The sequence below is a fragment of the Coleofasciculus sp. FACHB-542 genome (assembly GCF_014695825.1).
In the GTDB taxonomy this organism is placed as follows: domain Bacteria; phylum Cyanobacteriota; class Cyanobacteriia; order Cyanobacteriales; family FACHB-T130; genus FACHB-T130.
On record NZ_JACJPB010000044.1, the window covers coordinates 254,472 to 276,676 of the forward strand.

The following is a 22,205-nucleotide window of genomic DNA, read 5'->3' on the forward strand; positions in this document are numbered from 1 at the left end:
CTCTCGCCTCTATTCCAGAATTGCAAAATAATATTTCTTTCTTGTCAATACTATCTTTAGTACCTTGTTTTAGCATAAATGTAATATTTTGTAACTAGAATAAAGCAAGCTGGGATAACCTATTGGGATGTAAAGATAGAAAACTCACGGACATCAGAACGACTGACTGTTGCAGCGTTGCTGAATTTACGAATAATCTGGCACTCTGGAATAGAGGTTTTAATTATTTTGTTGATTGGCATTTGAAAAGCCTCGCACCCGAAATCAAAACGCGATCGCATTGCTTCATCCCACACTCAACCATCCACAAATCTCAGGATTATCGTGACCCCAGCAACAGCACCCAGTTTAATCAGTAAAGATCGGGCGATCTCTCTATTAGAAGAAGTTATTAAACAGTCGGAAGCAGAGGAGGTATTTGTCAATCTCAGCACTGGTGAAGAATCCCTCAGCCGCTTCTCGGAAAATCAAATTAGCCAAAATATTAGTAGCACTCAGTTTAAGCTCACCATCACCAGTTACTTCGGACGCAAGAGTGCCTCTAGTTCTACGACAGATTTAGATTCAGATGCGATCGCATCCGCCATCAAACGCTCGGAAGAACTTGCCCGTTTCGCCCCAGAAGATCCGGAGTGGGTGCCACTGCTAGAACCTCAAGTTTACGAAGAGCGAACCCCAGCCTTCGATCGGGCAACGGCAACCCTTTCACCGCTAGCACGGGGCGAAATTATTCAGCGTGTCTGCGCCATGAGTGCCAAGGCAGGAGTGGATGGTTCGGGAACCCTGAGTACAGAGACGAACTTATATGCGATCGCGAATACGCGGGGACTACGCGCTTGCAATCAAACTACAGAGGCAGATTTCAGCTTTACCGCACGCATTGGGGATGGTTCCTCCTGGTGTAATCGCTCCGCTTGGGCGCTAGAACAGTTGCCAATTGAGGAATTAACCCAGCAGCTAATTGAGCGGGCAATCAAGTCGCGCCAACCCCGCGAAGTCCATCCTGGCGTGTATCCAGTTGTCTTTGATGGAGCCGCTTTCGCCGCTTTGCTCCCTTGGCTCGTCTGGAATTTGGATGCACGCGCAGCAGATGAAGGGCGGTCGTTTATGTCTCGCACTGATGAGTCAGGCAAACCCGCTGGCAACCGTTTGGGCGAAGCAATGTTTAGCCCCATCGTGCAAGTACAGCGAAATGCCGCTCATCCTCTGTTGCAGTTAGGCACTTTCTTTGGCGATGGATTAAGCAATGACTACAAAGAAGTCATTCAGGACGGTATCCCTCAAACGCTTTCCTACAGCCGCTACTGGGCGGCACAGCAGGGCAAAAAGCCGACAGGCGCGATGTATCCAATTGTGATGACTGGCTCAGATCGAAGTCTAGCTGACCTAATCGCCCAGACAGAGCGAGGAATTTTGGTGAGTCGGGCTTGGTACGTGCGCTATGTGAATCCTCGGTCATTAGTCGTAACGGGAATGAGTCGTGATGGCACCTTCTGGATCGAGAATGGTCAAATTGCTTACCCGATTAAAAACTTGCGCTTTAACCAGAGTTTGCCTGAAATGCTGCGGGATGTGGATGCTCTGAGTACAGTCCAACGCTACGGCAGCAGTGTTGTGCCTGGGGTACGAGTGAGGGCGTTTAATTTTAGCAGCGTGACTGACAGCGTTTGATTTATAAGGGTTCTGGGCAGCAGTTAGAAGCCAAAATAAGCAGCCAGAGGAATAACGCGCGATCGCAAAGTATATCGCGCCGATGATTCGGTTCCTTGTGTTTGTCGCCTAAATGTCCGCTAAACCATCAATATCAACCGTTTCTAGTTAATATTGAAATTCGCAGACATTCTATCAAAGCCGAGTTTCAATTTGACCTTGTCCCACCTCAATTTTTATGACCCCGAACAGCGCCCCTGGCCCAATTCCCGTCTCGATTGTGCCAGCATCATTGGACATACTACTCCCACTAGCACCCGCCTGTGGTTCCGGGCGTCTTCCCCTGGAGATTACTGGCTAGTATTTTCTCGCCATCGAATTCCTACCAATGGCACTCCGGAGATAATCAACGACGAAAAAGGGCATTGGTTGCGATTAACCTCTCCAAGTACTTCCCAAGAAATTTATAGCGTTACTCTTGTCCCACTCCAACTTAATCAAGAGCATGACTTAACAGGTGTAGTAGACCTAAAAAATCTCCAACCTGATACCCGCTATTATTACGCTCTATTTCACTTAGATAGAGAAAATCCCTGGGAACTGGGCAACGAACAAAACCTTTCGTTTCAAACGTTTACAGACCATCCCACAGAGGTAAATTTTGGGATGTACAGTTGCCATATGCCCTACGATGAGCATCAGCTCATCAATTTGGAAATGTGGGATAAATTTAAACAAGAATTATTGGATACAAATGCAAATTTTTTGATAGGTACTGGCGATCAAGTATATGTGGATGGAGAAGGCAATAAACAATTAAATATCTGGAGCTGGTTGAAGAAGAACAAAAAACAAAACCCTTCTAAAATCGATATGATTTCCTGGTATCGAGATATCTATCGGGGTTATTGGGGCATCCCCCAGGTGCAACAACTTTTTCAAACTTTTCCCACATATATGATCTGGGATGACCATGAAATTATGGATGGTTGGGGTTCTTATACACCCAATGAATTAGCCGCACAACTAGATACTTCATGGCAGTTGCGAAATACTCAAGAACATTTGCGGCTAGCAAATGAAATGTTTGAGGCGGCTAAGCAAGTTTATCAAGAATATGAACATTCTCATAATCCTCCTACAGATACCAGTATTGATCAATTTGACTATCAGTTCAATTGTGGATTCTGTAGTTTTTATGTATTAGATATGAGGGGACATCATGATTATAATCGGCAAGAGCTGCGTCTTTTAGGTGCCGAGCAGTGGAAACGTTTTGACGGTTGGCTAAATTCCCAATATGATTCTGAATCCCGCGTTTTATTTATTGTGTCGCCAGTTCCAGTCGTTCATTTTAAGAGCTTTGCTGTTAATAATTTAGACATCCCCTATTGGAAGTACACTGATGATTTACGAGATCATTGGGATCATAAATCTAATTGGGCAGAACGAGATCAACTATTAAATAAGGTTTTTGAGGTTTCCCAAAAAACCAAGAAACCTATTGTATTTTTGAGCGGAGATGTACACATGGGAGCTGCTTTCAAGTTATCCCACGAGCAATCTCCATCGGCTAAAGTGTTTCAGCTTACTTCTAGCGGTATCGCCTATGCATCTTTAAGTAAATTTGCTATGAACATATTACAAAAGATAGTCATTGATGAAAATTTTATTGAAAGTAATGAAACTAAAAGTCCCTACAAAATAGAAAAAATATATGTATGTACTAAAAATAATTTTAGCTTGCTTCATGTAAAACAACTTGCCGATGGAGAGTTATCTATTATTTTTGATTTGTTTAGTAGTGACTACGGAAATAAAACTTTTGATAGAGAAAGAATCGAGCTAAATAAAGTTTCATAGAAGTAGCAATTTGTTAAAAGTAACGTCGTGGTTTAGCGTCCCCAAAATATTCTGGAGACGCTAAAAGACTGTTGTTGAGACACAATGATAAAAATAATTAAAGGAAAAGAAGGTTAGCTTTATCTGAAAAGGATTGGTTTTCGATATCATTACATCAACGACATTTTCCATCAGATAGATATGTTTGAAGAATTATTTACAACCCCTACCGAGACTAATCTTGACTTAGCGATCGCTCGTCGTCCCCGGAAGGGAGTCATTATTGGTGCAGGTCAGGTAGGAATGGCTTGCGCTTACTCAATCCTGATTCAAAACACCTTGGATGAAATGGTGATTGTTGATGTTAATCGAGAAAAGCTAGAAGGGGAAGTCATGGATTTAGTCCACGGGCTACCCTTTGTCGAACCCAGCCTAGTACGCGCGGGAACCCTAGAAGATGGGGAAAATGCCGATATTGTAATTGTCACAGCGGGAGCAAAACAAAAGCCTGGAGAAAATCGGTTAAGTTTGGTGCAGCGCAACATCGAAATTTTTAAAAATTTGATTCCAGAAATCGTGAGATGTTCTCCAGGAGCGATTCTCTTGATCGTCTCGAATCCAGTAGATATCATGACCTATGTTTCCTGGAAGCTTTCTGGGTTGCCTAGTTCTAGTGTGATTGGTTCGGGCACGGTGTTAGATACAGCTCGTTTTCGCTATCTGTTAGCCCAAAAGTTACAAGTTGACCCGCGTAGTTTGCACGCCTATATTATTGGGGAACATGGAGACAGTGAAGTTCCCGTTTGGAGCAAAGCCAATATTGCGGGAATGAATTTATTAGATGTTCATGACAATAATGATTTAACGAAAACTGCACAAATTGACGAGATTTTTCAACAGGTCAAGAACGCCGCCTATGAGATTATCCAACGCAAAGGAGCAACTTGCTACGCGATTGGTTTAGGGGTTACTCAGATTGTGCAAGCAATTTTACGCAATCAAAACCGAGTTTTGACTGTTAGTAGTTTGATAAATGGTCTTCACGGAATTAATGATGTTTGTCTGAGTTTGCCTGCGGTCGTAAATCGTCAGGGTGTTACCAGGGTTCTGAATTTCTCTTTGACCCCTACAGAGTCAGAACGATTGCAACGATCTAGTCAAATCCTGCGCCAAACGATTCAGCAAGTCAACCTTTAATCTCTCAGCTATCAGTTTAAGAGGATATTTGAAAAGTAGTATAGCCATCTTAAATCGAATGGCACTGACATAAGAGCCTTGAGATAAATCCCTCACCTTAAAGCTTTCAACGTGTTTTCACAGGTTGAAAGCTTTTGTTCTGGCAGTATTTTAGTCAGTTTTAACTGACCTTAGCTCTTAGCCCAAACTTTAGTTTAGGGTTTTAGTTCAGGGCTTAAGTCAGCGCCATTCATCTTAAATCATTCATGAAATCTTCCATCTCTTTTCTTCCTCTTCCTTAGCGCTATGCAGTGCGAAGGCGCGAGCTGAGCGCCATACAGGCCCACTACGAGATCGCCAACGCGATTAATTCTGACAACCCTTGAGGATTGCTCGATGAGCCTTTCGTAGGGGCGGCTACCGCATAAGTCGCCCAAATGCAGAAAAGGCGGTACCGACTGGATGGTGCCATAACCGACTTCTCAGACATCCTCTGGGTGGGTAGAGTCACTTGAGAGAGCAAATGTGTTGAATGCAATGTGTTTAGGGAACTGCATTGCGTCTCCACTGGTTGAAGAGCGGCACTGCTATGGCTTAGTAAGTATATTTACTTAGCCGTTTGTTCGTGATGAGCAATTTTCCCTCCAACAACTTGCTAAAACTACCTCAACCCTAGATGAAACTTTCTGGGTGCATATTCCATCTTTGGGATCAACTGAAGTATACACAAAGAAAGATGGGCATTTTGTCAAATTATTGTTATCTTTCGTAATAACAGGGAAATGGTTAGACGGTTCAGCGATGTTCAGCCCTTACCCTGTGAGTGCTTCAGCGATTGATAAACATACACTCTCTCTAAAGTCGGAGCTTACCATGAACCAACCTATCGAACTGTCTCTCGAACAACAATTCAGCATCCGTTCCTTTGAAAGCCAAGTGGAGAATATGAGCCGCGAACAAGCTCAGCACTTCTTGGTCAAACTCTATGAACAAATGGTGATGCGCGAAGCTACATACAAGCATCTTCTGAAGCACCAATGGGGCTTAGAGCCAAATCCTCAGGAATAGAGTATCCGTGTCGCAGTGGGCGACCTCCGTCTCTTGCTTTGTTCCTCAGGGGAAAGAAGCTGGGGGTGCTGGGGCGTCAACTTCAGTTTCAAGAACGTTGAGTTTTAGGAAATTGCTTACGGTTGGAAGCGTTGTCTATTTAAATATCCGAAGGACAAAGATAATATCTTGTAGTAAGGAAGCGTGTTTAAGTAGATGAACGTAGACCAAGATTTCTCGGTTGGCGTGTCAAGCTTGCTGAATTGGTACCGATTTTTCAGAGTTTTGACATGAAGTTGAATAGTTTATGACAAGTTTGGCAGTACTGGCATAAGCGAAATTGGTTTTTTGAGTTTAGGTTTTCGTACTACAAAAATTTTCATACTACAAAAATAAATGCGACAGCTTGATCGCTGTGCAGACATGAGCGAAAGCGAGAACCGCTAGCCAATAGACGCTTTGCAGGCACTCCTGCGGGCATAGGCGACGCGATCGCAATCAAGTGTAAAATTAAAAATAATCAAGCGCGAGTCTATTGGACTCTCCATGAACTCCTGACTCTCTTGCCCTAACTCAGCACCCAGACTAGCCTGAGATATCCGAAGAATAATCTCCGGTCTGAACAGATTCCAGCTTCATCAAAATCTTGGGCTTTAGCTTCTCAAACTCTTGCTTGAGCAGACTTTTACTCATTTGGGGCTGAGCCACTGAGGGTAAGGTTTGGCTTGTATTTGCCCACTCTTGCAACATTTGGCGTTGGACCGGGGCAATTGTGGAAATCATTACATTCGCGCACCGATGCGGTTCTTCTAAAGCAAAGAACAAAATCCGGTAAATCCCGTTTTCTCCCAGTAGTCGCACAATATCCTGACCCATAGAAGTTTTTAGATCCAGGTAGCAACTGAGCCAGCGAGGGCCTTGTTCGCGGTTGTGCAAGGCGGTAATCCACAGCAGCATAGGATGAGGAGACATCAAAAACAGAAACTGATTGTAGCGAGTGCTGATCAGGCGATTCTGAATTTCCGGTTTGTGAAGCATGACCCACAGGGTAGGCAAAACTTCGCGGCTAGTGCGAAGTAGATGGGGAAATACAATCTCTGCAATTGGTTTGTTTTTAGGCCAGGAAGTTAAGCGGCAGACTTCATCGGCTGTCGGGGCGTTCTTAGGTTTGGGATCGGCTACGACGGGCAGTTTAGATAAAACTTCTCCAATCCGCTGACCTAATTGCCGACCTTGACCAAAACGTTGCTCCAATGGCTCTAATGCTTGCAACACTTGAGCCGCATTTTGGGGGCGATCGCTAGGGACTTTTGCCAAACAGCTCATCACTAAGCTTTCTAGAGATTTTGGCAATTTTAGATCGGGATTAACCGAATCAAAAGTTCTTGGGGGGATAAAGTGATGAGCTTTATACCAGCCGCCAAACGAGTGAGTCTCTGCCATTAAGGGCATCTCAGCCGTCAACATCTCAAACATCATTACGCCCAGACTATAAATGTCAGAGCGTTTATCCAGTTCTCTGCCCTCCATTTGTTCTGGAGAACAATAAGCTAAAGTGCCCATAAACGAGTTAGTCTGAGCGATGTCGGACTGGAGCAGCTTGGCGATGCCAAAATCCAGAATCTTGACTAACTCACCTAAAGTCGTATCTTGAACGACTGTAATATTACTAGGCTTTATATCCCGATGAATAATCGGACAGACTTCACCATCTATGAGGATGCCCTGGTGAGCGCATTGTAGCCCTAAACAAATTTGGCGAGTGATATTCAAAAATCGGGGCAAGGACAGGGGCCGGTCTTTGAGAACCTCGCTCAGACTCTCCCCTTGGAGAAATTCCATGACGTAGAACGGGATTTCGTTCTCGTCCACGCCATAATCCCTGACTCGGACAATGTGAATACTTTTTTCTCCCAAAACAGCGCAGATGGTTGCTTCTCGCTCAAAGCGATCGCGCATTTTTTGGTTTAGTAGCGTCTGAGAGAGGAACTTAACCGCGACGGTGACACCTCCCAGTAACATATCCCTGGCTTGATACACTCGACCCATTGCGCCTTTGCCTACCAACCCTAAGAGTTGATAGCGATTGGCGAGTAAGCGATCGGTGTTGGGGTCTGTCATCATAATTTGGCTCCTAAAATCGGGAGCATTTGTAATATTTAACTATAGGGAACTATTAACTTTATCTCAAAGGATGAAGTCTTATGTCTTCAGGATGGAGTTTTAAGCCTTCAAGCGAAAACAGATATTGAGTTCCACGCAAGAAACCGGAAAGACCAGTAAACGTTCTTTCCTACTTCATACCTCTTACTTTATATTTCCCAAATTCCGCTTCATATTTCACACTTTATACTTCTTACTGACCATCTAGAGCCTGAAGCTGAATTTCTAGAGCGATCAAGAATATGATTGTGGCTGACGCTCCATCGTTGCTTCCATCGTGCTAGTCAAATAATGACCCGCCATGATGCCACTAGAAAGGTAGTAGGTATTCTCATTGAGACGGTGCAAGGTATCGAAACCAGTGCGCCGCTGGCGATCGCCTAATACCCAGTAACGCTGAACGATCGAATCTGGCGTAACCCAGCCCTCGCCCTCAACACGACCTAAAAGATTGTGCTGTAGTACATAGGTATATTGGCGTTCCCCAGCATCAAATCGCCCACGATATTGTAAAGAAATTTCCTCGCGGGCGCTGCCTGGAAAGCTCAGCTTTGTCACCATTGTGAACCAGTTTTCTCGACCCCAGGCCACTAATGTTCTGCCACTCACGGTGATTGGCATCTCGTGACGCTCCAGCCAATTTCCTTGGAGCGTCCATCGTCCTGCCTCCATTAAAAAGGTGTGACCCACGGTTGTCACCTTGCTGCCTGCTTGAAACGCCGCCTTTAAACGATTCTTCCCTTCCAGGATGAATATTCAAGGCGACAAGTAAGTTTAGTATAACCGGAGTCTTGGGACGTAAAGTGGAATACGCTTGTGCGGCTTTATCCCAAAATCAAACTAAGGAATCTTTTATAATTCTAGTCCCTCGCTCCCCAGGACAGTTTATCAATGTTATCTATGATATCGAAAGATTTTCAGGTGAAATCCGGCCTTATATTCCGGCTCTTCTACTCCTAGACACCTCTGCACCTCGGTTCTTCGGTTCCGGAAGTATCGCGGGAACGAAAGATTGAGACTTTGAAGAGTCTGCAATCTTCAAAGCAGAATGAGTCCAAGCATCATTGGACAAAGGCCCTTCGGATACTTTAAATTCAAATGGATGAGGGGGGTCTTGAACAAGCGACAGGGAACCCCGGTCGTGCGCTTTCACCAAGCTGACGACCCAAGGTAGAAAGTCTAAGATTTCCTCTGGTAGTACAGTTAACTCGAAGTACCAACCCTGATTAAGTCCTCGACATTCTCTTCCCCATTGTGCCGTTGTAACTCTACCAGCGCTCTTATTAATCGCCACTCGTAGAAGAAATGGGCGTTGAGGAATTAACTTGTCTGGTGCAGTGTATGCGTAAATACTTATATAGTTCACTTGGCTCCGATTGTCTATCCAAGATGCAATCGGAAAATTACTACTATAGGAACTTCCAGTAACTCTCACTGGCACATTCATAGCAGTAGCAAAGAGAGAATAAAACTCACGCCTTAGGTCAGCGATAATACGTATTGCTTCTGGGGTCATGCTTGCTAAAATTTGTAGAGAAAAATACAAGAAATGGCTCTATTTCAAAACTTGTGATGGTGATGCCTTTAAATTTTGCTTTAAAGCCTCACCAGCTTTTGAAATAGAGCCTAAGCAAAGATCGCTTGATAGCAAGCTGTTAAACGCTCTTGAGGCTGCGTTGTGCTGAAGAATGTTACAGATGAAGTTATTAATCTGTCTTAAACTCGATTTTCGGACGGTAAGACTTAATAACGGAAACGCTTCTTACGCCTTCTCGCGATCGCTTTGCGCTTGCGTTTTTCCAAAGGAGTCTCAAAGTGACGTTGCCGTCTTATATCTGGAAAAATCCCTGCTTTAGAGACTTGACGCTTAAATCGGCGCAGGGCTGACTCAATGCCTTCATTTTCGCCTACAACTACTTGGGTCATCCGGTGTCCTCCTAAACTATTTGATTAATTGCATTAGTAGCGTCGATAGCCGCCACCGCCACCGCCGCCGCCGCCACCGCCTCTATTGTTGCCGCCCCAGCCACCACCAGGACGACCTCCGCCTCCTTTATCCTCACGAGGCTTAGCTTTGTTCACTTTTAGCTCTCGTCCCATCCACTCAGCGCCGTTGAGAGCTTCAATGGCGGCAGTTTCTTCAGTTTCTGTATCCATTTCCACAAAAGCAAAACCACGCATCCGACCTGTCTCGCGATCGGTTGGCAACTGAACCCGCTTAACGGTTCCATACTCAGCAAAAACATTGCTGAGGTCGTCTTGCGTAACTTCGTAGGATAGGTTGCCTACATAGATTGACATGGAATGTCTCCAGAATCAAAAAAGTGGTGTAGAGAGTTAGATCCGGAGAAACTGCCTGTCAGTAGAAATAACAAACACTACAGCCGAATATAAGTCTATGTTTAAGGATTTTAACACACCATTTAGTCCCTGACTCTGAAGCCGATCGTAGATGCCATGTTGTGCTGACCAGTCAAAACAATTCTATTTTGGCTGCTGCGATACCAGTAAAGGGGCGGCTTGTAGCAACGTCTGGGTGTAGGGGTGCTGGGGATTCGTAAAAATTTCGTGGGTTGAGCCGAGTTCGACAATACGACCGGCATTCATAACTGCAATGCGATCGCACAAAAATCTTGCCACAGAGAGGTCGTGAGTAATAAACAAATACGTTAAATCGAATTCCCGCTTTAACTCTAACATTAACTCCAGTACTTGTGTCTGGACGCTAGCATCTAGCATACTCACTGGTTCATCGCAGATTAGCAGTTTGGGTCGAGTAATCAAAGCACGAGCGATCGCAACCCGTTGCTGCTGTCCTCCCGACAAATCCGAGGGATACCGCTGATAATACTCGCTTGTAGGCGTTAAACCTACTCGCTCTAGCATCTGCATTACCTGCACTTTCGCTTCATCGGGGCTAGCCAGTTTGTGGATAAACAGGGGATCGGCAATACTTTCACCGACTGTCATCAGCGGATTGAGACAAGCATGGGGATCTTGAAACACCATTTGCATTTGCCGTCGCGATGCCCTCACGGCTTTAGTAGACATCTGAGCTAAATCCTGTCCCAGAAACTCAACGCTTCCTTTCGTTGGGCGAATTAACTGCAAGATCGTCCGGGACAAGGTACTTTTGCCGCATCCAGATTCTCCCACTAAGCCTAAAATTTCCCCTGGATAAAGTTCCAAGTTGATATCATCTACCGCTTTAATAACGGGGACATTTTTGGAAAGAAACTGTCCGATAAAATTGCTCTCTAAGGTATAGTACTGCTGCAAATTTTTGATTCGCAGGAGGGGGGTTTGTAATGAATGATTGCTCTTCGGCTCCCCAACTTCCGTGTCATATTTCCTGATGTGAAAAGCCGCGTCCAAAAGCGATCGCGTATATTCGTGTTGCGGTTGCCGAAAGATAGACTGGGGTGAGCCAGTTTCTACCATCTTCCCGGCATACATCACCGCAATGCGATCGCAATACTCTCCTACCATTGCCAAATCGTGAGAAATCAGCAACAATGCCATCTCCCGTTCCCGGCACAGTCGCGTCAATTCTTGTAAAATCTGGGCGGCTACGGTTACGTCTAAACTGGTCGTAGGTTCATCTGCCACAATTAGCTTTGGGTTGAGAAGCAAAGCCAGCGCGATCGCAACTCGTTGCCGCATTCCTCCACTAAACTCGTGAGGATACTGCGACCATCGACTTGCCGGGATCTTCACCGCATCCAAGGTTTCGAGTACCTTTTCCTTCATCTGCTGCCGTGACAGATGAGGTTGATGACTCTGAAGCGTTTCCAGACAATGCTTCCCAATCGTCATCAGGGGATCGAGGCGCGTCATCGGATCTTGAAACACCAGCGCCACCGCTTCCCCCCGAAACCGCCGTAACTGTGCCGGAGTCAGATCGAACACGGAATTCCCAGCAAACGTCACCCGCCCCTCAACGCGAGATGAAGCTGGTAACAAGCGCATCGCCGCCCTTCCCAGAGTAGATTTACCGCAGCCCGATTCTCCCACTAATCCCAGTTTCTCTCCAGGTTCTAAAGTGAAAGAGACATCATCCACTGCCCAAGAAGGCATAGCAGTAGATCGACGGCTGGGATAAGCAACCCGCAGATTTTCTACACAAAACAGGCTCTCAGTCATTCGGTAACGGGGAATAAGGAATGGGTGATGAACAATTAGTAATCCAACAAGGTCGCAATTTACGCTATTTTGTGACGCCTACTTGCCGCATCAGATAGGCGACACCAAAATCTCCATTCGGATGTTTTGCTAACTGTTCCGCCAGCTCAAACACACGCGCTGCCAATTCGGGACCGAGTTTTTCCATTGTGGCTTCACGTTCTTTCTCGGATTGTTGCTGTTTTTCCACTTTGATCTGCCATTCACTGGAAAACAGCTGCTCAATCGTCGTGTGCAACCCTAATTGAGATAGTACCTCCCACTCCCCGCGATCGCACCAAATCCCATTACAATTCAGGCAACGCTCTACATAAAACGGCGTTTTCAGCCTTACCTTAGCGCGAGATAGATAACGACCGCACTCCGGACACAGTGCTGCTTTGGTATCAAAGGGAGACTGCACAAAATCCACATTTAGGATTTGAGCGATAGATTCTGGATCTGCGGGCGTCAGTTCCGGCTGCTGTGCTTGCCACGCTTCGTATTCCCCAGAGGGAATCCAGGTTCCCTTGCAATCGGTGCAGTGTTTTACCGCTAAATTTCCTGCTAGGGTGCCATCGAGTAGGGATACACTCTTACATTTTGGACAGTTCACCAGTTTTTCTTCCTCTCCTAGTTTAATTTTTTATTAATTTACTCTGTTTTTTCGGACATCTTGCACTTGCACCAGGACAGCGACTCCTGCGATCCCTTGCTGTCAAAGCGGGTGGGTTTATCAAGGCAATCTGCGAGATACCAGAGAAAGCCGGTGAAATCCGCCCTTATATTTCTCCCTGGCTTTCCCGATCTCCGTCTGCTTGCAGGAGGGCTTGACAGTAGCCAATCAGGGTTGATAAGCGATCGCTTATCGCCGCTTGTCGAGGATTAGCGGTTGCCGAACGGCGAGACGCCTGCAAAAATGTCATATCCATCTCTAAAAGTCGCAGCGCTCGATAGATTTCCGTCTGGAAAGACCTCCACCGAGGCTCAATCTCTGGGTCTAATTCATCACCCGTCAAACTGGTAATTTGCTGTGCAAAAACTTGTTTGACGTGTTGAAATTTTTCACCGATCCCTTCTTGTTCTTGATTAGCGGCTGTCATTGTATGCAGCAGCTGTTCTAGAGCTGTCAAAAGTTCCTGATAACGTTGTTGGTAAGACTGAGGCAACATTGGCACGTTGTTCCGCTAGAATCAATGTAAAGAATTTTGTCTATTCAACAAGGCAATTGCTAAGCACCAGCTAACTGGTGTAGGCTTGCAATCTTCAAGCAAGCTTTAGGTAAGGGCAAGAGCGATACGTCGCACCGGAAGCGCGACGCGCAGTAAGCGTAGGCATTAGCCAAGCGGTATCTTGGTGGATCGCTCTATTTCTGACAATATTCTTACCCTCGACCCTTGACAATTGAAAATCCAAAATTCAGCGAACCTAGGGACTCTTCAATGCAGACCCTAGGAGATCCCCTTTTAGCCTCTAGACAAAATCATTTTCCACGTCAGCACAACTCCTCGCTATTTTTACTCTTTATGCTCGACCTGCTCAACACTATGAACTCACAAGCTCCAACTTCTACAATTAGTTGTGTCATTCCTGACTGGCTACAGGAATGTTTGATTGCACGCCATGAGGACAATCAAACCACCAAACAGCCCACAACGTCCGAAGGGGGAAGTGTCAAAGTTTTCCCAACGCCTGCGGACGCTGATTTAATCTGTCGCGCCTTTGAATTTGCTTATCAGTTACACGAAGGTCAGACTCGTAAATCAGGGGAAGCTTACATCTGTCACCCGGTCGCCGTTGCTGGTCTTTTGCGAGACCTAGGCGGTGGCGCTGCCATGATTGCGGCTGGCTTTCTGCACGATGTGGTAGAAGATACGCCCGTCACCCTCGACGAAATCGAACAGCGCTTTGGCTCAGAAGTGCGGCTGCTGGTAGACGGTGTCACCAAACTTTCTAAATTTTCAGAAACCTTTTCCAGCAAGACCGAACGCCAAGCTGAGAACTTCCGCCGAATGTTTCTGGCAATGGCTCAAGATATTCGGGTAATTGTGGTGAAGCTAGCCGACCGGCTGCATAATATGCGAACGCTAGAACACCTGCCTGATGCTAAACGGCGGCGAATTGCTCAGGAAACGCGAGAAATCTTCGCACCGCTGGCAAATCGCTTGGGGATCGGACGATTTAAGTGGGAACTGGAAGATTTGACGTTTAAGTATCTCGAACCCGAAGCCTACCGGCAAATACAAGAGTTGGTGGCAGAAAAACGGGCAGACAGAGAGATTCGATTGGCGAACGTCAAAGAAATTCTGCGGCAGGGACTCGCCTCATCTAGTATTACCTGCCTTGACATCAGCGGGCGTCCCAAGCATTTGTATGGGATTTACCAGAAGATGCAGCGGCAACAGAAGGAATTTCACGAAATCTACGATTTGGCAGCAATTCGGATGATTGTCCAGACGAATGAAGAATGCTACCGCGCCTTAGCTGTCGTTCACGATGCCTTCCGACCGATCCCCGGTCGGTTTAAAGACTACATTGGTTTACCTAAGCCCAACCGCTATCAGTCTCTGCATACGGTAGTCCTCGGAATTACGGGTCGTCCCTTAGAGGTGCAAATTCGGACTTTGGAAATGCATCACATTGCCGAGTACGGGATTGCGGCTCATTGGAAATATAAGGAAACGGGGAATTCCAACCGTACCCAAATGACCGCAACCGATGAGAAGTTTACCTGGCTGCGGCAGCTCTTGGAATGGCAAAGCGATCTCAAGGATGCTCAGGAATATCTGGAAAACGTCAAAGACAACTTATTTGACGATGATGTTTATGTGTTTACGCCCCAAGGGGATGTGGTGCCTCTAACTGGGGGTAGCACTCCCGTCGATTTCGCTTACCGGATTCATACAGAAGTGGGGAATCACTGTGCGGGGGCGCGGGTCAACGGACGGATGGTGACGCTGGACACGCTGCTGAGGAATGGAGACATTGTTGAAATTATCACTCAGAAAAATAGCCGTCCCAGTTTAGATTGGCTGAATTTTGTGGTGACAACTGGGGCGAAAAACCGGATTCGTCAATGGTACAAGCGATCGCATCGGGATGAAAATATTACTCGCGGTCGAGAACTCCTAGAAAAAGAATTGGGCAAAAGTGGCTTTGAATCTCTGCTGAAGTCAACCCCCATGCAGTCGGTCGCCGAACGATGTAATTACCACAGCGTCGATGATTTATTGGCTGCTCTGGGTTACGGGGAAGTCACTCTCAACCTGGTAGTCAATCGCATTCGAGAAGCCGTGAAAGCAACTCAAACGATTGCGACTGCCCCCGACCCAATAAAAGATTTTGCAGCGGCTGTTGCACTTCCAACCTCGAAAAGCCCCATCCCAGCTCCCAGCACCAAAACGCCTATTGCTGGTGTGGAAGGGTTACTGTATCATCGTGCTGGATGTTGCGGGCCGCTCCCCGGTGAAGCGATTATTGGTGCAGTCACACGCGATCGCGGAATTTCCATTCACCGCCAAGGGTGCAATAATGTGGCGAATGTCCTAGGCGATCGCTTAGTCCCCGTTAGCTGGAACCCCACCGACTCAAGCGGACGTCCTCAAACCTATCAAGTTAGCATTCAAATTGAAGTGCTTGACCGCGTCGGAGTCTTTAACGATATCCTGTCCCGTTTAAGCGATGACAATATTAATGTGCGGGGTGCAGGCGTGAAAACATCAGACGGGCGACCAGCAATCATCGACCTATGCATTGATATCCGCGATCTCCAACAACTGGAGCGGTGTTTTACCCAAATTCGCCAAATCAGCGACGTTCTCAATTTACGTCGCTTCGGTCAAGGATGTGAATAGAGATACTGCGGTGATTTGTCATTCGCCACTGGTAATAGACTCATACAGTGGGCGAATGACAACGACTCACCGCTGATCACAACGGACTAATGACTAATGACTAATGACATAAAACGCTCTGCCTGTCTCATCTTTAATCCAGTTGCCGGTCAAAGCGATCCCGATCAAGATTTGGCAAAAATCCGGGCACTTTTAGAGCCGGAAATTGACCTAGATATTTATCTGACAACGCCTGAAATTGACGCTGCTCAACTGGCAAGAGAAGCAGTGGAACGCGGTGCCAGTACCATCATTGCCTCTGGTGGTGACGGTACCCTCTCAGCCGCCGCCGATGCCTTGGTGGGGACGAACATTCCAATGGGCGTGATTTCAAGAGGAACCGCAAATGCCCTGGCGTCTGCTTTAGGGCTACCGGATACGATAGAGGCCGCCTGCGAGACAATTTTGGGGGGTATAACGCGGGTCGTAGATGCCGCCTACTGCAACGGCAAACCGATGATATTACTCGCGGGGATTGGTTTTGAGGCAGAAGCCGTCGAACGGGCGGACAGAGAGACGAAGAACCGCTTGGGGATGATGGCATACATCCTGGCAGGAATTCAACAGTTGCGGCAGTTCAACACGTTTGAGGTTGAGATTGAGACGGAAGACAAAATCGTGAAACTAACCGCTGCTGCTGTAACGATTGCCAATGCTGCACCCCCCACATCCATTTTGGCTCAAGGTCCAGCGGGCATTCTTTTTGATGATGGGTTGCTCGATTTAACCGTCGTGGCACCGAGTAATGTTGCCGGAGCGATCGCTGCCTCCTATCATTTACTTCAAACTGCCTTAAGCGGCAGTGCCACAGAACGAGACGATATCGGCTATCTGCGAGCTAGACGGATTCAGGTACGAACGAATCCGCCACAAAAAGTTGTCGTAGATGGAGAGATTATCGGCACCACTCCGATTGATGTCGAGTGCATTCCTGGCGGATTAACGCTCTTAGTCCCCCTTCTCGAAGAATTGCCAGTTACAGAAAAACTGGAAGGTTTACCCAGTGTAATCATTGAATCCAAGCAGGACTTAATTCCGCCTGAAGAGGTTTGATTAGTCAGTCATTCGTCACGATAGCGGTTCTGGCTTTGTTGCAATCTATCCTCGTAACCTCACCCTAAAGCCCTCATCGAAAAGCAGTGAAGGATTTGGGGTGGGGTTAAACTGTTAAGAGCGTTGAGGAGCAGGGTTTGAGGGACGAAACTCATCATTACAAGGGTTTGATGTTAACGAAAAGCGCTCTGTCTATCCTACAAATCCTTAACTTTGTCTGTTGTGGTAGTCATAACCAACCAAAGACTCACAACTAAGCGCTAAAAAGGACTCACAATTCGCGATCGCCAGCGCCAACGAATATGCTTTCTTAAATGTAAGGGCAGCTTATATTGGACACAGGGTTAAGTGGGAGTTATCTGCCCGGAAAGTTAACCTGGAAGCTGAACAACTGCTTGCAAAAGTCAGACAGACATTCAGGGGATGAAAGCCCGCAAACATCAAAGGAATTTCTGGTGCTGTGTCGGCTCTAGTTCATATTGATGATGAAAATCCTCCGTCCTATCCTGCGATCGCTATACAGACACCTTAGCAAGCCGCCTCTACGGTATTTGCTGTTTCAGCAACCCAAAAAAAACCCAAGTCTTCTGCCTCAAGGGGAGAGCGAATATTCTTCTTTTGAGCCGCAACCATTCTTGCCCCTAAACAGCGACGCAGCCAGCCTTGATGCTGAAGCAAATCGGCTCAAGGCACTTCATCGCTATGAAATTCTCGATACTCCCGCAGAACAGGCTTTTGACGATCTGACGGCTCTGGCTTCCCATATTTGTAACACTCCCATTGCCCTCATCAGCCTAGTTGATGGTAATCGCCAGTGGTTTAAGTCAAAAATCGGTCTGAAAGCAACAGAAACAGCAAAGTATTTAGCATTCTGCGCTCACACAATTTTAAAACCAGATGAATTGTTAATTGTACGCAATACATTAGTCGATGAACGCTTTGCCAGAAATCCTCTGGTGACATCTGACCCTTATATCCGATTTTATGCCGGAGTTCCCTTAGTAACGCCCGATGGCTTTGTTTTAGGCACCTTATGCGTAATTGACCAGATTCCTCGAAAGCTAATGAGCCAACAAATTGAAGCGCTCAAAGCGTTGGCGCGGCAAGCGATCGCTCAGATGGAACTCCGAATTCATCTCAATCAATTAGAACGCACTGTTTCTCAGCATCAACAGGTAGTGGAAGCGTTAGGAGAAAGCGATAAAAAATATCGCTCTGTCGTCGATAACGTCAAAGAAGTAATTTTTCAAACAGACGTTACAGGTTTGTGGACATTTCTGAATCCGGCTTGGACAGAAATCACTAAATTCTCGATTGCCCAAAGTCTTGGCACTCACGTTCTAAACTACGTTCATCCTGAAGATCGCCAACGCAATATAAAACTGTTTCAAGCTCTGATCCAATGCCAAACAAAATTTTACCGACAGGAAATCCGCATCCTAACCGCTGATGGTAGCTTTTGCTGGCTTGACGTTTATGCCTGCGCGACACTGGATGCTAGCGGAAGTATCGTGGGTATTTCCGGCACCTTAAATGACATTACGGATCGCAAGCAAACTGAAGAGGCACTCCAAAAGACAACCAGCTTGCAGCGGGCAATTTTGGATAGTGCCAACTACACGATCGTTTCTACAACACCAGATGGCACAATTTGCACCTTTAATGCCGCCGCCGAGAGATATTTAGGATACGCTGCTGCGGAAGTTGTGGGCAAAACAACACCCCTCCGATTTCACGATTCACGCGAAGTATTCCGGCGTGCCCAAGAATTGTCACAGGAGTTGGGAATCCCCATTGAGCCAAGGTTTGAGGTTTTTGTTGCCAAGGCGCGTCGTGGAGAAGTGGACGAGCGCGAATGGACGTTTATCCGCAAAGATGGTAGTCGTTTTCCCGTGCTGGTGTCGATGACGGCGTTACGGGATACTGAGGGCAACATTACTGGGTTTCTCGGAATTGGTAGCGACATCACGCAGCGCCAGCAAGCGGAACACGAACTGAGAGAGAGCGAGGCAGGGTTACGGGCGTTGTATGAAGTGACAGCAGCTCAAGGCGGAAAAGGAACGCCGCTACACTTCGACCAACGCATCCAGCGGATGCTGAAAATGGGATGCTGGCGATTTGGCTTAGAAATCGGGACACTGGCGAAGATTGAAGGGGACAAATATCACCTGATTGCTGCTCAGGTGCCCGAAAACTCACCTATTCATCTTGCCAAAGGAAATCTTTTCGATGTTAAGCAGACTTATTGCGGTGAAGCACTGCGCTGCGACGAACCGATTTGCTTTGAGTCCGTTGAGCGATCGCAATGGTACCAGTACCCGGCGAATACCCCATTCAAAATAGAAGCATATATTGGTACGAGGGTCGTTGCAGGCGGGATTGTTTACGGTACCCTCAGTTTCTCCAGTTTAAAGGTGCGATCGCACCAGTTTACAGTAGTAGACAAAGAGCTGGTGAAGCTCATGGCACAGTGGGTAGGGGGTGAAGTTGAACGTGCGAAAGCCCAAGAAGCCCTGCAACAGCAAGTTACCAGGACTTTGCTGCTTAAACGAATTACCCAAGAGATTCGCGCTAAGCTAGAAACCCAAGAAATTTTTCAAACGACTTGTAAGTTATTGGGCGAAACATTCGCTGCAAATCGATGTTTGATTTACTCATACATCGCCACCCCTACACCACAAATTCCCCTAGTGGCGGAGTATTTGGAGCCTGGGTGTGATTCGCTAATGGATGTACAAATCCCCGTTGTTGGCAATCCCCATGCCGAACAAACAATTTCTCAAGATCGCGCGATCGCTTCTTCAAATGTCTATGCCGATCCGCTCCTAAAAGAAACTGTTTCCCTCTGTCAGCAAATTCAACTCAAATCGATGCTGGCGATTCGCACTTCCTATCAAGGAGAAACCAACGGTGTGATTAGCTTGCATCAATGTAACACCTTCCGTGAGTGGACAAAAGAGGAAATAGAATTACTTGAAGCCGTGGCAGATCAAGTCGGTATTGCTCTGGCTCAGGCTTGCCTATTAGAGCAAGAAACCCGCCAACGCGAACAATTAGCTCAGCAAAATGTTGCCTTAGAAAAAGCAAAACAAGAGGCAGAAGCTGCTAACCGTGCTAAGAGTGAATTTTTGGCTACCATGAGCCACGAAATCCGCACTCCCATGAATGCGGTAATTGGTATGACTGGGTTGCTACTAGATACCGAACTCAAGCCACAACAGCGAGACTTTGTAGAAACTATTCGCAACAGCGGCGATGGCTTACTCACCATTATTAATGACATCCTTGACTTCTCTAAAATTGAGTCCGGTAAGCTGGAGCTGGAACAACAACCTTTCAATCTGCGAGATTGTATCGAAGAATCGCTTGATTTGCTGGCTCACAAAGCGGCAGAAAAAAACTTAGAATTAGCGTATTTGATAGACCCTTCTGTGCCGAAAATGATTGTGGGGGATGTGACGCGACTCCGCCAAATTCTAGTAAATCTAATTGCGAATGCAGTTAAATTTACACACCAAGGGGAAGTTGTGATTTCGGTAAAAGCTCGGCAATTGGGAGAACGAGGCAGAAAAGCAGGGGAACTAGGGGGGTGGGAAGCAAATTTAGAAAAAGAAACTGCTCATATTGTTCATATTATAGATGAGACTAATCAAGCAATTTCTGCTGAAAAAATAGAAGGGAAAGAGGTAATTCAAAATCAAAAATCAAAAATTAAAAATCTCAAATATGCCATCCGTTTTGCCGTTAAAGATACCGGAATTGGGATTCCTTCTGACCGTATAGACCGTCTATTTAAACCCTTCAGCCAGGTTGATTCCTCTACAACTCGCAACTATGGCGGTACGGGGTTGGGATTAGCGATTAGCCGACAATTAACAGAAATGATGGGCGGTAGAATTTGGGTGGAAAGTGAAGGGGGTCAGGGTTCCACATTTTATTTCGCCGTTGTCGCCACCTCCGTTCCCACTTCAACGCTTGCTGACAGCAGCGACTCCCAACAACTGTTAGCTGGAAAAAGGTTGCTGATTGTGGATGATAACGCGACCAATCGGCAAATTTTGAATTTGCAGGCGATCGCGTGGGGAATGATCTCCCGCGCCGCCACCTCTGGGGAAGAAGCCCTGAACTGGCTGAGCAATGAGGAGACCTTTGATATTGCAATTCTGGATATGCAAATGCCGCAGATGGATGGCTTGAATTTAGCCGCAGAAATTCGCAAACTACCCAATACTCGGACGTTGCCATTGGTGATGTTAACTTCTCTAGGCAAGTCGGAGATAGAGCTACAAGCACAGCAAGCAAATTTTGCCGCCTTCCTGAATAAACCGATTAAACAATCTCAGCTCTACAATGTCTTGAGCGGTCTGCTTGGCGAACCCGCTGCGCTGCCAAGTCCGCGTCCCCATCCCGAACCGATTGACCCAAATCTAGCGCAACGGCTACCGCTGCGAATTCTGTTAGCCGAAGACAATGTCGTCAACCAAAAGGTGGCGCTGCATCTATTGGGGCGTCTGGGATATCGAGCGGATATCGCCAGCAACGGTTTGGAAGTGCTGCAAGCGCTGCAACGCCAGCCCTATGATGTTGTTCTGATGGATGTGCAAATGCCAGAAATGGACGGATTGAGCGCTACGCGACGGATCTGTGAGGAATGGCCCTACGAGCAACGTCCCTGGATTATTGCCATGACGGCGAATGCGATGCAGAGCGATCGCGAGGAGTGTTTGAGCGCGGGGATGGATAATTACGTCAGCAAGCCGATCCAGATGGAGGCGCTGCTGAAGGCACTCGCTGCTTTGCAGCCGCTTCCCCGCCTCCCCATCTCCACCTCTGCCGTTGATTTCCAGGCAATCCAAGGGCTTTGCGATATGTTTGGAGAGAATGCTTCATCCGTTCTGGTGGAAGTCATTGATAGCTTTTTGGAAGATACACCCCAAATATTGCAAGTCATTCGGAATGCAGTAGATGCTGGAGATGCCGTGGCGCTGCGACAGGCGACTCACACGCTTAAGTCAACCAGTGCGACGCTGGGTGCCATGACCCTATCTAATTTGTGTAAGCAACTCGAAGCGATCGCGAAAGACGATACTCTAGCAGGGGCACCGGAAATCGCATCGCAGATGGAGGCGGAGTATGAGCGCGTGCGCTGTGCGTTGCAAGATTTCCATCTTTGATCGAGATTGAAACCTCCGTCCGGGGTACATCCTATACCAATTAACG

17 protein-coding genes are annotated in these 22,205 nt (G+C 46.8%); 8 read left to right on the forward strand and 9 right to left on the reverse strand.

Translation table 11 applies throughout. The features are described from left to right. Positions 1-324 precede the first annotated feature (324 nt). The 3 genes from H6F52_RS17895 to H6F52_RS17905 all read left to right on the forward strand — a co-directional run bounded on the left by H6F52_RS17895 (position 325) and on the right by H6F52_RS17905 (position 4,689). Complete coding sequence (locus tag H6F52_RS17895) at positions 325-1,671, forward strand: metallopeptidase TldD-related protein (protein ID WP_190536281.1); 1,347 nt, start codon at positions 325-327, stop codon at positions 1,669-1,671. 408 nt (positions 1,672-2,079) lie between these two features. Beyond that, positions 2,080-3,513, forward strand: coding sequence for an alkaline phosphatase D family protein (locus H6F52_RS17900; protein WP_190536282.1), 1,434 nt, complete (start codon positions 2,080-2,082; stop codon positions 3,511-3,513). A 180-nt stretch (positions 3,514-3,693) separates the two neighbouring features. After that, positions 3,694-4,689 carry an L-lactate dehydrogenase gene (locus H6F52_RS17905; protein WP_190536283.1) on the forward strand — a complete coding sequence of 332 codons (996 nt, stop codon included), beginning with the start codon at positions 3,694-3,696 and terminating at the stop codon, positions 4,687-4,689. Between the two features lie 325 nt (positions 4,690-5,014). Here H6F52_RS17905 and H6F52_RS26180 read toward each other — a convergent pair whose 3' ends face one another. Beyond that, positions 5,015-5,140: a hypothetical protein gene (locus tag H6F52_RS26180; protein ID WP_277878396.1), complete on the reverse strand. Its 126-nt coding sequence runs from the start codon at positions 5,138-5,140 to the stop codon at positions 5,015-5,017. A 401-nt stretch (positions 5,141-5,541) separates the two neighbouring features. Here H6F52_RS26180 and H6F52_RS17910 point away from each other — a divergent pair, with 401 nt between their 5' ends. After that, the gene (locus tag H6F52_RS17910) at positions 5,542-5,736 is read left to right on the forward strand and encodes an NblA/ycf18 family protein (RefSeq protein WP_190412666.1); all 195 of its coding nucleotides are present in this window, start codon (positions 5,542-5,544) and stop codon (positions 5,734-5,736) included. A 564-nt stretch (positions 5,737-6,300) separates the two neighbouring features. Here the strand turns inward: H6F52_RS17910 and H6F52_RS17915 are convergent. The 3 genes from H6F52_RS17915 to H6F52_RS17925 all read right to left on the reverse strand — a co-directional run bounded on the left by H6F52_RS17915 (position 6,301) and on the right by H6F52_RS17925 (position 9,394). Further along, the gene (locus tag H6F52_RS17915) at positions 6,301-7,839 is read right to left on the reverse strand and encodes a serine/threonine-protein kinase (RefSeq protein ID WP_190536284.1); all 1,539 of its coding nucleotides are present in this window, start codon (positions 7,837-7,839) and stop codon (positions 6,301-6,303) included. A 273-nt stretch (positions 7,840-8,112) separates the two neighbouring features. After that, on the reverse strand, positions 8,113-8,568 hold the full coding sequence (locus tag H6F52_RS17920) for a hypothetical protein (RefSeq protein WP_190412887.1): 456 nt from the start codon (positions 8,566-8,568) through the stop codon (positions 8,113-8,115). A gap of 244 nt (positions 8,569-8,812) precedes the next feature. Then, entirely contained in the window at positions 8,813-9,394 is a 582-nt protein-coding gene (locus H6F52_RS17925) for a hypothetical protein (protein ID WP_199300607.1), read from the reverse strand. Here H6F52_RS17925 and H6F52_RS17930 point away from each other — a divergent pair. Then, positions 9,393-9,563 (forward strand): hypothetical protein, encoded by a 171-nt coding sequence (locus H6F52_RS17930; protein WP_190437060.1) that lies wholly within the window; start codon positions 9,393-9,395, stop codon positions 9,561-9,563. The genes H6F52_RS17925 and H6F52_RS17930 overlap by 2 nt on opposite strands. A gap of 58 nt (positions 9,564-9,621) precedes the next feature. Here the strand turns inward: H6F52_RS17930 and rpsU are convergent, their stop codons facing one another. The 5 genes from rpsU to patD all read right to left on the reverse strand — a co-directional run bounded on the left by rpsU (position 9,622) and on the right by patD (position 13,211). Next, positions 9,622-9,804 carry a 30S ribosomal protein S21 gene (gene rpsU / locus H6F52_RS17935; protein ID WP_190412664.1) on the reverse strand — a complete coding sequence of 61 codons (183 nt, stop codon included), beginning with the start codon at positions 9,802-9,804 and terminating at the stop codon, positions 9,622-9,624. Positions 9,805-9,837: 33 nt separating this feature from the next. Continuing rightward, positions 9,838-10,179: an RNA-binding protein gene (locus H6F52_RS17940; protein WP_190536285.1), complete on the reverse strand. Its 342-nt coding sequence runs from the start codon at positions 10,177-10,179 to the stop codon at positions 9,838-9,840. Between the two features lie 183 nt (positions 10,180-10,362). Beyond that, entirely contained in the window at positions 10,363-12,021 is a 1,659-nt protein-coding gene (locus H6F52_RS17945; RefSeq protein WP_190536286.1) for an ABC transporter ATP-binding protein, read from the reverse strand. A gap of 64 nt (positions 12,022-12,085) precedes the next feature. Further along, the gene (locus H6F52_RS17950) at positions 12,086-12,655 is read right to left on the reverse strand and encodes a zf-TFIIB domain-containing protein (protein WP_190430482.1); all 570 of its coding nucleotides are present in this window, start codon (positions 12,653-12,655) and stop codon (positions 12,086-12,088) included. Positions 12,656-12,821: 166 nt separating this feature from the next. After that, on the reverse strand, positions 12,822-13,211 hold the full coding sequence (gene patD / locus H6F52_RS17955) for a heterocyst frequency control protein PatD (protein ID WP_190412660.1): 390 nt from the start codon (positions 13,209-13,211) through the stop codon (positions 12,822-12,824). Positions 13,212-13,586: 375 nt separating this feature from the next. Between patD and H6F52_RS17960 the strand changes: the two genes are divergently transcribed. The 3 genes from H6F52_RS17960 (at position 13,587) to H6F52_RS25340 (ending at position 22,159) form a co-directional block, all read left to right on the forward strand. Then, positions 13,587-15,893, forward strand: coding sequence for a bifunctional (p)ppGpp synthetase/guanosine-3',5'-bis(diphosphate) 3'-pyrophosphohydrolase (locus tag H6F52_RS17960; RefSeq protein WP_190412659.1), 2,307 nt, complete (start codon positions 13,587-13,589; stop codon positions 15,891-15,893). 108 nt (positions 15,894-16,001) lie between these two features. Continuing rightward, a complete protein-coding gene (locus H6F52_RS17965) occupies positions 16,002-16,985 on the forward strand; it encodes a YegS/Rv2252/BmrU family lipid kinase (RefSeq protein WP_190536305.1) in 984 nt (327 codons plus the stop codon). Between the two features lie 482 nt (positions 16,986-17,467). After that, the gene (locus H6F52_RS25340) at positions 17,468-22,159 is read left to right on the forward strand and encodes a response regulator (RefSeq protein WP_199300609.1); all 4,692 of its coding nucleotides are present in this window, start codon (positions 17,468-17,470) and stop codon (positions 22,157-22,159) included. Positions 22,160-22,205 lie beyond the last annotated feature (46 nt).